This window comes from Nannocystis sp. RBIL2, assembly GCF_026626745.1.
Classification (GTDB): domain Bacteria; phylum Myxococcota_A; class Polyangia; order Nannocystales; family Nannocystaceae; genus Nannocystis.
Window position 1 is genome coordinate 2710207 of the sequence record NZ_JAPNJW010000001.1, and the last position, 13203, is coordinate 2723409.

Genomic DNA, 13203 nt, shown 5'->3' on the forward strand with positions numbered 1-13203 from the left:
CCGCGCGCCCGCAGTCACCGCGGTGCGCGCTCGGCCCTCGCGCGGGCGACGATGTCTTCCACGAACTCGGTCTTGCGGTCGGTGTAGCCGACGTTGATGTCGCTCGTGGACGTGATCGTCGCGTTGAAGCCGGTCGCCAGCTCGCGCTTGAGCTGCGCGTACGCCTCCGCCGCCTCGGGGTGTCTTCGCAGGTAGTCACGGAACAACAGGTGCGCAGTCCAGAAGTCGCCGCCGTGTTCGACCATGTGGACGTGATAGGCGCGGCGGCCGTCCCCGTCGTTGCCGCGGAGGTAGCGACGGTGCGGCATGCCGGGGCCGGAAGCCGTGTCTTGCTCGAACTCCGGCACGTACTGGTACCCGAGCGCCACCAGCCTGGCGATGATCGGCGGCGCGTCGTCCAGCGAGCGCAGCCCCGGCATCATGTCGATGATCGGCTTGGCCGCGAGGCCAGGCACCGACGTGCTGCCGATGTGCTCGATGGCGACGAACGCCTCCCGGCCGCAGGCGGCGAACATCGAATCGCGCGCCGCCTCGAACTTCGCAACCCACGCCGGGTCATAGTCGGCGATGACGATCGGCTGGCCGCGATTCGAAGAGCCCATGCGACGACCAGTGTATCAGCCGAATGCGACCGTCGCGGTCACTCCGTCAGCAGCTTCATCAGCGTCTTGATGTCGACCCCGAGCGCGCGGGCGGCGTGGGCCTTCACGCCGCCGTGCTGCGCCACCGCCCAGCGCGCGTACCGGCGCTGGATCTCTCGCAGCGGCAGCACCGCGTCGCCGAACGGCCCCGGCCCGTCCTCTGCCGCGTCCGGGTCCTCGCTGCCGAAGCCGCGGGGCAGGTCCGTCGGCGCGATCACCTCGTTGCGCGACAGGAGCACCAGGCGCTCGACCAGGTGACACAGCTCGCGGACGTTCCCGGGCCAGCGGTAGGCGAGGAACGCGGCCATCACGTCTTCGCCGATCCGGCGCGGCGCCGCCGTAGGATAGCGCCGGCGCGCCGACTCGAGGCACTGCTCGACGAGCAGCGGGATGTCTTCGCGGCGGTCGCGGAGCGGCGGGATCTCGAGCACCACCAGGGCGAGGCGATAATAGAGGTCCTCGCGGAACTCGCCGGCGCGCACGGCCGCGGCGAGGTCGAGGTTGGTGGCCGCGAGGATCCGCGTATTGACGCGGCGCTCGCGGGTCCCGCCGATCGGCCGGATCACCCCGCGCTCGATCACGTGCAACAGCTTGGCCTGCAGCGCGGTCTGCAGCTCGCCGATCTCGTCGAGGAACAGCGTGCCCTGGTCGGCCTCCGCGAACAGCCCCGGGCTCGCCTGCGTCGCGCCGGTGAAGGCCCCGCGGGTGTGGCCGAACAGCTCGCTCTCGAGCAGCTGCTCGGGGATCGCCGCACAGTTGACCGCGACGAACGGCGCCGACGCGCGCTGGCTACGGGCGTGCAGCGCCGCGGCGATCGTGGTCTTGCCGGTGCCGGTCTCGCCGGTGAGGAGGACCGGCACGTCGGTGTCGGCGATGCGTGCGATCACCTCGAACACCGCGCGCATCGCCGTGCTGCGGCCGACGAGGCCTTGCGGCGCCGCGTCGTGAAGGCGCCGGCGCAGCTCGCCCGTCTCGCGGCGGAGCCGGCGGTCGTCGAGCGCGCGGCGCAGGAACAGCACCAGCTCGTCGACCCCGAACGGCTTGGTCAAGTAGTGAAACGCGCCGCGCCGGATCGCCTCGACCGCGGTGTCGATCGCCGCGTAGGCGGTCATCACGATCGTCGGCAGCTGCGGCACGAGCTCCTGCGCCTGCACCATCAGCGACACGCCGTCGCCGCGCTCCAAGCGCAGGTCGGTCACCAGCGCGTCGAATTCTTGCGACTCGAGCAGCGCGAGCGCGGCCGCGGCGTCGCGCACCACGTGCACCTTGAAGCCGCGGCGGCCGAGCTCCTCGCCGAGCGCGTCGCCCCACTCGGGCTCGTCGTCGACCAGGAGCACGTGCGGGCGCACGACCTTGTGTTCGCTCGTCATGGGACCTCCCGGGGCAAACGCAGCGTGGCGATCGCGCCGCGAGGCGACCGCGTGGCGAGGGTGACCGACCCGCGGCTCATGCGGGCGATCTCGTTGGTGAGCGCGAGCCCGAGGCCGGTGCCGTGCGCCTTGCGTGAGAAGAACGGCTTGAGGAGGCGCTCGCGATCCTCCTCGCGCACGCCCTCGCCCTCGTCGAGCACCTCGAACACCACGTCCTCGTGCTCGTGGCGCAGGCGCAGCGTGACCTGGCCGCCGCGCGGGGACGCGTCGCAGGCGTTGACGAGCAGGTTGACCAGCGCGTGCTCGACGAGCAGCGCGTTGACCCGCACGTCCGGCATCTCGGGCGCGACCTCCACCTGCAGCGCGACCTCGGCCGCCTGGAAGCGGTGCGCGAGCAGGTCGCGGACCGCCTGCGCCAGCGTCGCCGGGGCCACGCGCGTCTGTTCGGGCATGCTGCCGCGGGCGACGCGGAGGAACCCCTGGACCACGTCGCGCAGGCGGTCGACCTGCCCGAGGATCGTCTTCGCGTCCTGCTCCTCGGGCGAGTCTTGCAGCGCGTTGCGCAGCGCCTCCGCTTTGACGCGGATCAGCCCGAGCGGCGTGCCGACCTCGTGGGCGACCCCCGAAGCCAGCGTCAGCATCGTCGCGGTGCGGTTCTCGCGGGCCAGCACCTCTTCTCCGGCCCGCCGCTGCTCGGCGAGCTCGAGCTGGTGGCGCGCCATCACCTGCGCGCGGAACTCCCGGAACGCGAAGTAGCCGAACGCGACCGTCGTGATGCCGGTCAGCAGCACCTTGATGATCACGCGCAGCATGCCTCGCCGGTCGCGCTCGACCTCCTCGCGGGTGCTGCCGACGACGGCGACGCGCCACGTCCCGAGGACCCCGCCGTCGGCCGCCGCCACGCTGACGAACGCGGGGTACGCCGGCAGCCCGAGCTGCTGCGCCTGCTCGTCCGACAGCATGCCGGTGTCCTCGCCGCGCCCGACCAGCGCCGCCAGCACACCTGGCCCTGCGGACAGGCCGTGAAGATCGAAGAACTTCGCCGCGCCGGGCGGCTGCACGAACACCCGCTCGTCCGCCGAATGGAGGTGATCGGCGACGTGGAACAGCTCGCCGATCCGCACCTGCACCCCGAGCTCGCGGCCGTCGCCGCCGGCGACCGGCGCGGTCCACGTCCCGGGCTCTGTCGCCGGCGGGTCCGCGGTCGGCGGCGAATCGCGCGCCAGGTTCGCCAGCTCCGCCGCGAGCTCCACCGACAACAGCGACGCGAGGTCCCCCAGGCGCCGCTGCTCGCGCTGCATCGCCAGCTCCGACTCCGCGTCCTCGAACCGGATCCCCACCCACGCCACCATCGCCACGCTGAGCACCGCGCCGAGGACCAACACGAGGCCGTTGATCCGCACACGGCTGCGTTCGGCGGGGGCGAAGGGCTGGCGGGTCATGAGGAGGCCTCCGCGGCGAGGGTACCGCGGTTTGTTTCGGCGGCTGCAATCCGCGCGCCACGGCGAAGCCCGACCGCGAGGGTCCAGGAAAACCCGCGCCGCGCCTGGCTGCGACGGAGCCGCGACCCGCCGCAGCGAACTCTGCGGTCGGCCCGCGCGCCGCCCGGGCGAGGACGACGATGGGAGGGGCTCCCAGGGAGCGCTGGGAATTTTTCCAACCGGGCCGCGCCCTCCTGCGATTTCCTCAACCATTTTCTATCGATACGCCCCCGGCATCGCACGTGTAACGGCGTGGGCCAGGCCCGAGCGGCCGCGGCCCCGGCGACGGACACCGTTGCGCCTGGGCCGTGCGCGAACAGACCTCGCGCCGGACAGGCAAACCTCGATGAACGACAACCTCCCAAGCGCGCTGCGGCGGCCCCGAACCTCGATCGTCCTGGCGATCGTGCGCCTGCTGCTCGGCCGCGCCGCTGACAAAAGATTGCTGCCGCGACTCCTCTCGCTGGCCGGCGCGCTCACGGCCGTGTGCCTGCTGGCATGCCAACACCCGCACGAGCATCACGAAGAGGCGGGAGTCTTCGCCGTCACGACTCCGCTCCGACAGGACGTGGAGCTGACCCGCGATTACGTCGCCCAGGTCCACGCGATTCAGCACATCGAGGTGCGCGCCCAGGAGCGCGGCTATCTGACGGGCATCTTCGTCGACGAGGGCCAGCTGATCGAAGAGGACACCAAGATGTTCCAGATCATGCCGCTCATCTACCGAGCGGACCTCCACCGCGCGGAGGCGGAGGCGGAGGCGGCCTCGATCGAATACAAGAACACCAAGATGCTGGCCGACAAGGACATCGTGTCCTCGGCCGAGCTCGCGCTGGCCGGGGCCAAGCTCAACCGCGCCAAGGCCGAGCTGGAGCTCGCGCAGACCCACATGCGCCTCACCGAGATCCGGGCCCCGTTCACCGGCCTGATGGATCGGTTCATGGTGCGGCTGGGCAGCCTCGTGGAGGAGGGCGACCTGCTGACGACGCTGTCCGACAACCGCATGCTGTGGATCTACTTCAACGTGCCCGAGGCCGAGTACCTCGATTACAAGGCCGACCCCGAGCAGAAGATGGTCGTCAAGTTCAAGATGGCCAACGACAAGATGTTCGACCAGGAGGGCAGGGTCGAGACCATCGAGGCCGACTTCGACAACACGACCGGCAACATCGCCTTCCGCGCGACCTTCCCGAACCCCGCCGGCCTGCTGCGGCACGGCGAGACCGGCAACATCATCGTCACCACCAAGTACGCCAACGCCCAGCTGATCCCGCAGAAGGCGACGTTCGAGATCCTCGATCGCCGCTACGTCTTCGTGGTCGGCGACGACGGCATCGTGAAGCAGCGGCCGATCGTGGTCGCGGCCGAGCTCCCGCACGCCTTCATCGTCGAGAGCGGCCTCGAGGACACCGACCACATCCTCCTGGAGGGCCTGCGCAAGGTCCAGGACGGCAAGCACGTCGACGTGAAGCTCGAGGAGCCCGCCGAGGTGTTCGCGCAGCTGAAGTACCACGCGGAATGAGGAGGCCGACATGTTCGCACAGATTCTCCGCCGCCCGGTCCTCGCCATCGTCGTCTCGGTCCTGATCGTCCTCCTCGGCCTCTTGTCGATCGGCACGCGGCCGGTGTCTCAGTTCCCCGAGATCGCGCCGCCGCAGGTCCAGATCACGGTCGCCTACCCCGGCGCCAGCGCCGACGTCCTGATCCAGTCGACGCTCATCCCGCTGGAGCGCGCCATCAACGGCGTGCAGGGCATGCGCTACATGCTCACCGACGCGACCAGCGCCGGCGAGGCGACGATCCAGGTCATCTTCGACCTCGGCACCGACCCCGACCAGGCGATCATCAACGTCAAGACCCGCATCGATCAGGTGATGCCGCAGCTGCCCAAGTTGGTCCAGCTCGAGGGCGTCATCCTGATGCGCGTCATGCCCAGCATGTTGATGTACGTCAACGTGTTCAGCACCGCCGAGGGCGCCGACGAGAAGTTCCTGTTCAACTTCGCCAACGTCAACGTCCTGCCGGAGATCATGCGCGTCAAGGGCATCGGCCAGGCGCGCATCCTCGGCAGCCGGCAGTTCGCCATGCGCGTCTGGCTGAACCCGGACCGCATGCGGGCCTACAACGTCTCGCCCGAGGAGGTGCAGGACGCGATGGCCGACCAGAGCATCATCGGTCGCCCCGGCCGCGTCGGCCAGGCCACGGGCAAGACGGCGCAGTCGCTCGAGTACGTGCTCGTGTGGGAGGGCCGCTACAACAAGCCCGAGCAGTACGAGGACATCATCATCCGGGCCACCCCGGACGGCCACATCCTGCGCCTGAAGGACATCGCCAAGGTCGAGCTGGGCAGCGAGTTCTTCAACATCTACTCCAACCTCGACGGCCACCCCTCGGCGGCGATCGTGCTCAAGCAGACGCTGGGGAGCAACGCGCAGGAGGTGATCGAGAACGTCAAGAAGACGCTGGAGGAGATCAAGGCGACCACCTTCCCGCCGGGGATGGACTACGCGATCAGCTACGACGTCTCGCGGTTCGTCGACGCCTCCATCGAGCAGGTCACCCACACCCTCGTCGAGGCGTTCGTGCTGGTGGCGCTGGTCGTGTTCGTGTTCCTCGGCGACTGGCGCTCGACGCTGATCCCGACGCTCGCCGTGCCCGTGTCGCTGGTCGGCGCGTTCATCTTCATGGCGGTGCTGGACATCAGCATCAACCTCATCACCCTGTTCGCGCTGGTCCTGGCGATCGGCATCGTCGTCGACGACGCCATCGTCGTCGTCGAGGCCGTGCACGCCAAGATGGAGACGACGAGCCTGTCGATCTACGAGGCGATGAAGGCGGTCCTGAACGAGATCAGCGGCGCCATCATCGCCATCACCCTGGTGATGACCTCGGTGTTCGTGCCGGTGGCGTTCATGCCCGGCCCGGTCGGCGTGTTCTACCGCCAGTTCTCGGTCACGATGGCCTCGTCGATCGTGCTGTCCGGCTTCATCGCCCTGACGCTCACGCCGGTGCTGTCGGTCCTGATCCTCAAGCCGGTGCACGACCACGGCAAGACCCGCAACCCGATCACCCTGTTCATCCGCGGCTTCAACCGGGTGTTCAACTGGGTCACGTCGATCTACGTCCGGGTGATTCGGGCGACCCTGGGGCGGTTCTACGTCACGCTCCTGGCGCTCGGCCTGTTCGTGTTCGGCATCATGCAGGTCAACCAGGTGCTCCCGGCCGGCTTCGTGCCCAACGAGGACCAGGGCATCATCTACGCCATCATCCAGACCCCGCCGGGCACCACGATCGAGCGGACGAACGCGGTCTCGCGGGAGCTGCAGGACATCGCCAAGGAGCTGCCCGAGGTCGCGTCGGTGTCCGCCCTCGCCGGCTACGAGATCCTCACCGAGGGCCGCGCCTCGAACGCCGGGACGTGCCTCATCAACCTGAAGGACTGGTCCGAGCGCCACAAGTCGGTCACCGAGGTCATCGAGGAGCTCGAGGAGCGGGCCAAGGACATCGGCGCGGTGGTCGAGTTCTTCGAGCCGCCGGCGGTCCCCGGCTACGGCGCGGCCGGCGGCGTCTCCTTCCGCATGCTCGAGAAGACCGGCAGCACCGACTACTACGAGTTCGATCGCGTCAACCAGGAGTTCATGGCGGCGCTGCGCGAGCGGCCCGAGCTGACCGGCCTCTTCACGTTCTACGCCGCCAACTACCCGCAGTACGAGCTCGTCATCGACAACAAGAAGGCGATGCAGAAGGGCGTCTCCATCCGCAAGGCCATGGAGAACCTCGATCTCATGATCGGCAGCAACTTCGAGCAGGGCTTCACCCGCTTCAACTTCTTCTACCGCGTCTACGTGCAGGCGCTGCCCGAGTTCCGGGCGCTGCCGCCGGACGTCCTGAAGATGTGGGTCAAGAACGAGGCCGGCGAGATGGTCCCCTACTCGTCGTTCATGACGCTCAAGAAGCGGCAGGGCCCGAACGAGATCACCCGTTACAACATGTACAACTCGTCGGCCATCCGCGGCAACAACGCGCCCGGCTACACGACCGGCGACGCGGTCAACGCCATCAAGGCGGTGGCGGCGGAGGTCCTGCCGCGCGGCTACGACATCGCCTGGGAGGGCCTGTCGTACGACGAGGCGCGGCGCGGCAACGAGGCGATCTACATCTTCGGGATCGTGCTGGTGTTCGTCTATCTGGTGCTCGCGGCTCAGTACGAGAGCTTCGTCCTCCCGCTGGCCGTGATCACGTCCTTGCCCGCGGGCGCGTTCGGCTCGTTCCTGTTCCTGCAGATGATGGGCCTGGCGAACGACATCTACGCGCAGGTCGGCCTGGTCATGCTGGTCGGCCTGCTCGGCAAGAACGCGGTGCTGATCGTCGAGTTCGCGGTGCAGACCCGGCGCGAGGGCGCCACGGTGTTCGAAGCCGCCGTCGCCGGCGCCAAGGCCCGCTTCCGCGCGATCCTCATGACCTCGTTCGCGTTCGTCGCCGGCCTCTATCCGCTGGTCGTGGCCAAGGGCGCCGGCGCCGTCGGCAACAACACCATCGGCTCGTCCGCGCTCGGCGGCATGGTGATGGGCACCGTGTTCGGCGTGGTCCTCATCCCGGGGCTCTACTTCATCTTCGGCCACATCGAGCGGTTCGAGAAGTTCCTGCGGATCGGCGGGCCCACCGAGCCGTCGGCGCCGACCGACCCGTTGCCGCTGTCCGAGGTGTCGCTGGCGGATCTCATCACCGAGACCCTCGCGGACGCCGGGTCGATGTCGACGGCGCGCGCGCCGGAGCTCCACCAGCCCCAGGACGCGACCCCCCGCGCGATCCGGCCCGAGCCGCCGGCGCACTCGAACCCCGCGCACGCGGAGGAGGATTCCCGTGAATAAGCGGTGGCGCTCGATCTTCGCCCGCACGGTCGCCTGCGCCCTGTCGCTGTCGCTCGGCTGCGCGAGCATCCTGGGCAACAACAAGGCCAGAGAGGCGAACAAGACGGCCCCCGAGAACTTCGGCGCCCTGGCGACGGAGTCCGGCCCGAGCGTCGCGGTGCAGAAGCAATGGGACCAGTTCTTCGCCGACCCGGACCTGAGGTCGCTCATCCAGGAGGCGATGGAGAACAACCAGCAGCTGAACATTCAGCTGCAGGAGATCATCATCACCCAGAACAACGCCGCGGCGATCCGCGGCGACTACATCCCGCGCCTGGACGCGGAGGTCGGCGCCGGCCTCGAGAAGCCGGGCGAGTACACCGCCCAGGGGGTCGAGCACAGGGCCCACAATTTGCCGAGGCCGCTGGCGGACTTCCGCTTCGGCTTCGTGGCCTCGTGGGAGACCGACATCTGGAGCAGGCTCCGCAACGCCAGGAAGTCCGCGCTGCTTCAATACGAAGCGACGATCCAGGAGCGGAACTTCCTGGTCACCGAGATCGTGGCGGAGATCGCCGGCTCTTACTACGATCTGGTCGCGCTCGACCTCCAGATCGAGATCCTCGATCGCAACATCGAGCTGCAGAAGAACGCGCTCGAGGTCGTCAAGCTCAAGAAGTTGGCCGCGCGCGGCACCGAGCTGGGCGTCCAGCGGTTCCAGGGCGAAGTGCTCAAGAACCAGGGCCGGAGGTTCTCCCTCGAGCAGCAGCGGATCATCGTCGAAAATCGCATCAACTTCCTGGTCGGAAGGTTCCCGCAGCCCGTCGCGCGCAACCCCCGGACCTTCATGGCCGCGAAGCCCGACGTGGTGGCCACCGGCCTGCCCTCGGATCTGCTGGAGAACCGCCCCGACGTGAAGGCGGCCGAGCTGCGGCTCGAGGCGTCGAAGCTCGACACCAAGAGCGCGAAGGCCCGCTTCTACCCCTCGCTCCGCCTCGACGCCGGCATCGGCTTCGAGTCGTTCAACCTGCAGCACCTGATCGACCCCCGGTCGCTGGCCTACAACATCGCCGGCGGCCTGGTGGCGCCGCTGCTCAACCGGGCAGCGATCAAGGCCGACTACCGCTCGGCGAACGCCAGGCAGGTCCAGGCGGTCTTCGACTACGAACGCTCGATCCTGCAGGCGTACACGGACGTGTACAACCAGCTGACGGCGCTCTCGAACCTGCGCCAGCGCTACGAGCAATTGTCCGGGCAAGTCGCAGCGCTCCGCGCGGCCATCGAGACGTCGAAGGCCCTCTATCAGTCGGCGCAGGCGGATTACAACGAGGTCCTCATGACCACGCGTGACTCGCTGGAAGCCGAGATCGATCTCGTCGAGGCGCAGAAGGACCAGATGCAGGCGGTGGTGGCGATCTATCAGGCGCTGGGCGGCGGCTGGCGGCAAAACCAGTAGTCACGGACTCGACGTCCGGCTCAGCGAATCCCGGGTCGACTGACTGGTTGCCTGCCCGAGGCCCGCCTATATTCGGGCCATGCGGTTCGTCGACGAACGATCGGTTCGCGCAGCGCTCGCCGCCCTGTCACCCGCGCTGCAGGCGGAGCTCCTCGCCATCGCCGGAGCCCTCCGTGTCCTCCCGGAAGTCGCGCTCGTCGTGTTCGAGGTGGAGGCCGAGGGAGCCTTCGACAGCTTCCCGGTCGTGCTCTCCACCTACGACGCGCACGGGGACGTCCACGACTGCTCGCTCGACGGCCGGTCGTTGCTCCCGGGCCGGACGCTCCTCCCGCCGCGCGACGCCTACCCGCTCGGGCGGATCGACTTCTTGGGGGCCGATACGACCCCCGACCTCGAGCTCGTCGAGCGGGCGATCGTCGAGCAGCTCCTCGCGCTTTGGCCGCGGCTCGAGCGCGTCCGCGCCTACGCGGGCCGGATCCAGGTGAGCGACGGAGGGCCGGAGCCCAGCTCGCTGGTGAGCCTCGACGACGGAGCGCTGCATGTCGTCACGCTGCGCTGGGGCTGAACTTCGGTGCGGAACGTCAATCGCCCTGCTCGAGCGAGCACGGGCTCGCGGAGGTCAGCGCGTAGCCGTCGCGGTTGCTGACGAGGAATCCGCGCAGGCCGAGGTTGCGCAGGGTGGTCAGCGCGACGTGGACGCGGTTGGTGCCGGCGCTGTCGCCGACGCGCTCGCCGGGCCAGCCGGCGGCGAGCAGCTCCTCGAGCGCGAGCGCCTCGCCGGGCGCCTCGATCCGCTTGCGCGCGAGCGCCAGGACGATCCGCTGCAGCGGCACGCGGCGCCGCAGATCGACGTCCGCCGCGGCTCCGGGCAGGCGCAGCGCCCGGCCGCCGGCGCGGACGATCAGCGGCTGCCCCGACGGCTCGGCGCGCGCGAGGCAGGCGAGCGCGGCTCGCAGCGCGAAGCGAGAGTCGTCGCTCGGGTGCGCCTCGGCGAGCGCGCGCGCCTCCTCGATCAAGCCGGCGCGCGCCCCCGGAGCGCCCGCCATCATCCGCACTGTGAGGCCGTGGATCGCCACGGTCGCAGTCAACGCGCGCTCGGAGCGGCACGCTGCGGCGGCCTGCTCGGCGGCGGCCAGGCAAGCGCGCGCCGACTCGAGGTCGCCGGCGAACGCGAACAGGGTCGCGCGACAGCTCTCGGTCAGCGCCTGGTAGCGAGGGATCTCGAGGTCGCGGAACATGACCAGCGCGCGCTCGAGCAGCCTGGCCGCGTCGTCCCGCTGGCCGCGCTCGAGGTGCGCGCCGGCGAAGTAGTAGAGCGCGCTGGCCTCGAGGTGGAGGTTGCCGCTGACGCGGATGAGCTCGAGGGCGCGGACGTAGTGGTCGAACGCGGCGTCGAGGTCGCCCCGCTCCTGCAGGAGGATCGCGCGGACGTACAGCAGCGCGCCGCGGGCGTGGCGGGCGTCGCTCGCCTGGACCAGCGCGAGCCCCTCGTCGTAGCGGTCCAGCGCCTCGTCGTGGCGGCCGCGGAACCACGCGATCACCCCCGCCTCGTAGAGCACCAGCGGCAGATCTTCGGAGTGCTCGGCCGCGCGATGCCGCTCGAGCGCGCGACGGATCTCCCGCTCCGCGTGCTCGAGCTGCCCCTCGCGCCGGTACGCGTGGGCGAGGCGCGTCCGCACGTCCGCCTCGTGCAACGGGCCGAGCGGGTCATCTGCGACCCGGGCCAGGCACGCGAGCGCGGCCGTGAAGAGAGCGCGCGCCTCCTCCGTGGCGCCGTCGAGCTCGACCAACTCGCCGAGCAACATGTGGCCGAGCGCCTCGAGCGTCGGGTCCGCGGCCGCGCGAGCGAGCGCGAAGCCCTCCTCGAAGTCGGCGCGGGCTCGCTGCCCTGCCCCGAGCAAACGATGGGCCCGACCTCGCGCGAGCACAGCGGCGGCGAGGTCGGCCGGCGCCGCTGCGGGCCGAGCCTTCTCGATCGCGCCGTCGAGCAAGCGTAGCGAGTGCCCGACCAGGCCGCGGCGGATCAGCGCGCGATGAGCCCCGCGCGCCAGGGCCAGCGCCTGCTCGGCGGCATGGGGACCGTCGCCGACGAGCGCGTGAGCGTGCGCCGCGATCAGGTTGTCGAGGTCGAGCTCGAGGCGCACCGCTGCTGGTCCGCCGCCGGCCGCCGCCGGCACCGCGAGCGCGCGACCGAGGTCGGCGTACACGGCCGCGTGACGCCCGGCGAGCCGGACCGCCAGCTCGGGGGCTGCAGTCAGGCGCTCGGCCGCGAATTCGCGGATCGTCTCGTACAGCGAGAAGCGCAGCTCGCCGTCGAGGTCGAGGCGAGGCGTCGCGCGCACCAGCGAGCGCAGGCACAGCGACTCGAGCAGCGGGAGCACCGGGCCCACCTCGTCGGCGAGCACTGCCTCCGCGGCCTCGAGGGTGAAGCCGCCGGCGAAGATCGTGCACCCGGCCAAGCAGTCCTGCTCGGCGGCGCGGAGCTGGTCCCACGTATCGGCGATCGCCCGGCGCATCGACGCGTGCCGCCCGCCCTCGCCGTGGCGCACGAGCAGGGCCAATCGATGGACCAGGCGGTCGCGCAGCTGGACGACCGAGAGCACAGTGATGCGCGCCGCGGCCAGCTCGATCGCCAGCGGGATCCCGTCGAGCCGACGCACGACCTCGGCGATCGCCGCCAGGTCGTCCGGGCGCAGCACGAGGTCGGGGCGGAGCTGGCGGGCGCGACGGACGAACAGATCGATCGACTCGATCGCGGCGAGACCGGCCTCGTCGCGCAGCCCCGGCGGCGGCAGCTGGAGCGGGTGCAGCGGCCACAGGTGCTCGCCGGCGAGGCCGAGGGCGACGCGCGAGGTGACGAGGAAGCGCGCCCGCGAGGCGGCCCGCAGCCAGCGACCGAGCGTCGCCTCGGCGATGTCGGCGAGCTGCTCGAAGTTGTCGAGGACGACGAGGATCCGCCCGCGCCGCGCGAGGGTGCGTGCGAGGTGTTCGGCCAGCGCGGGCTCGTCGGCCGCGAGCTGCAGGCCGAGCGCCGACGCGACCGCCGAGCAGGCCGCCATCGCCCCGTGCACCCCGGTGAGATCGCAGAACCACGCCCCGCCCGCTCCTGGCGCGGTGTAGCTGGCCGCCTGCGCCTCGGCGAAGCGCTGCGCCAGGCGGGTCTTGCCCATGCCGCCGAGCCCGGTGATCGTCACGAGCTGCGCGCCGTCCTCGAAGCGGCCGGCGATGGCGTCGAGATCGGCGACGCGCCCGACGAACGAGGACGAGACGACCGGCACATGCGTCGCGAGCACGCTGAAGTCCGAGCGGTCGTCTGGCGCGGGCATGCCGGCCGAGAGCATAACGCCGCGTCGGGCGAGCGACGAAGCCGCGACTCACGAGAGGGCATCCTCGAGACGCGAGGATGCG

General features: G+C 70.3%; 8 protein-coding genes. 4 read left to right on the top strand and 4 right to left on the bottom strand.

Annotated features, from left to right (window positions below; all coding sequences use genetic code 11):
• Positions 1-14: 14 nt before the first annotated feature.
• Genes OV090_RS10510 through OV090_RS10520 form a run of 3 tightly spaced genes read right to left on the bottom strand, consistent with a single transcriptional unit; the run spans position 15 to position 3453 of the window.
• Complete coding sequence (locus OV090_RS10510) at positions 15-602, bottom strand: GrpB family protein (protein ID WP_267703449.1); 588 nt, start codon at positions 600-602, stop codon at positions 15-17.
• A gap of 38 nt (positions 603-640) precedes the next feature.
• Positions 641-2011, bottom strand: coding sequence for a sigma-54 dependent transcriptional regulator (locus OV090_RS10515; protein ID WP_267703450.1), 1371 nt, complete (start codon positions 2009-2011; stop codon positions 641-643).
• Positions 2008-3453 carry an ATP-binding protein gene (locus tag OV090_RS10520; protein ID WP_267703451.1) on the bottom strand — a complete coding sequence of 482 codons (1446 nt, stop codon included), beginning with the start codon at positions 3451-3453 and terminating at the stop codon, positions 2008-2010. The genes OV090_RS10515 and OV090_RS10520 overlap by 4 nt, the downstream gene beginning before the upstream one ends.
• A 385-nt stretch (positions 3454-3838) precedes the next feature.
• On the opposite strand from OV090_RS10520, the gene OV090_RS10525 reads away from it, so the two are divergent.
• The 4 genes from OV090_RS10525 (at position 3839) to OV090_RS10540 (ending at position 10360) form a co-directional block, all read left to right on the top strand.
• Positions 3839-5014: an efflux RND transporter periplasmic adaptor subunit gene (locus OV090_RS10525; protein WP_267703452.1), complete on the top strand. Its 1176-nt coding sequence runs from the start codon at positions 3839-3841 to the stop codon at positions 5012-5014.
• A gap of 10 nt (positions 5015-5024) precedes the next feature.
• A complete protein-coding gene (locus OV090_RS10530; protein ID WP_267703453.1) occupies positions 5025-8363 on the top strand; it encodes an efflux RND transporter permease subunit in 3339 nt (1112 codons plus the stop codon).
• Positions 8356-9795 (top strand): efflux transporter outer membrane subunit, encoded by a 1440-nt coding sequence (locus OV090_RS10535; protein ID WP_267703454.1) that lies wholly within the window; start codon positions 8356-8358, stop codon positions 9793-9795. The genes OV090_RS10530 and OV090_RS10535 overlap by 8 nt, the downstream gene beginning before the upstream one ends.
• Before the next feature lie 79 nt (positions 9796-9874).
• On the top strand, positions 9875-10360 hold the full coding sequence (locus tag OV090_RS10540; protein WP_267703455.1) for a hypothetical protein: 486 nt from the start codon (positions 9875-9877) through the stop codon (positions 10358-10360).
• A gap of 16 nt (positions 10361-10376) precedes the next feature.
• On the opposite strand, the gene OV090_RS10545 is transcribed toward OV090_RS10540, so the two are convergent.
• Positions 10377-13121: a tetratricopeptide repeat protein gene (locus tag OV090_RS10545; RefSeq protein WP_267703456.1), complete on the bottom strand. Its 2745-nt coding sequence runs from the start codon at positions 13119-13121 to the stop codon at positions 10377-10379.
• Positions 13122-13203 lie beyond the last annotated feature (82 nt).

What these genes read in the sequence shown, in the direction of transcription:
- OV090_RS10510 (WP_267703449.1), bottom strand. Translation starts at nt 602, where the DNA reads ATGGGCTCTTCGAATCGCGGCCAGCCGATCGTCATCGCCGACTATGAC.
- OV090_RS10515 (WP_267703450.1), bottom strand. Translation starts at nt 2,011, where the DNA reads ATGACGAGCGAACACAAGGTCGTGCGCCCGCACGTGCTCCTGGTCGAC.
- OV090_RS10520 (WP_267703451.1), bottom strand. Translation starts at nt 3,453, where the DNA reads ATGACCCGCCAGCCCTTCGCCCCCGCCGAACGCAGCCGTGTGCGGATC.
- OV090_RS10525 (WP_267703452.1), top strand. Translation starts at nt 3,839, where the DNA reads ATGAACGACAACCTCCCAAGCGCGCTGCGGCGGCCCCGAACCTCGATC.
- OV090_RS10530 (WP_267703453.1), top strand. Translation starts at nt 5,025, where the DNA reads ATGTTCGCACAGATTCTCCGCCGCCCGGTCCTCGCCATCGTCGTCTCG.
- OV090_RS10540 (WP_267703455.1), top strand. Translation starts at nt 9,875, where the DNA reads ATGCGGTTCGTCGACGAACGATCGGTTCGCGCAGCGCTCGCCGCCCTG.
- OV090_RS10545 (WP_267703456.1), bottom strand. Translation starts at nt 13,121, where the DNA reads ATGCCCGCGCCAGACGACCGCTCGGACTTCAGCGTGCTCGCGACGCAT.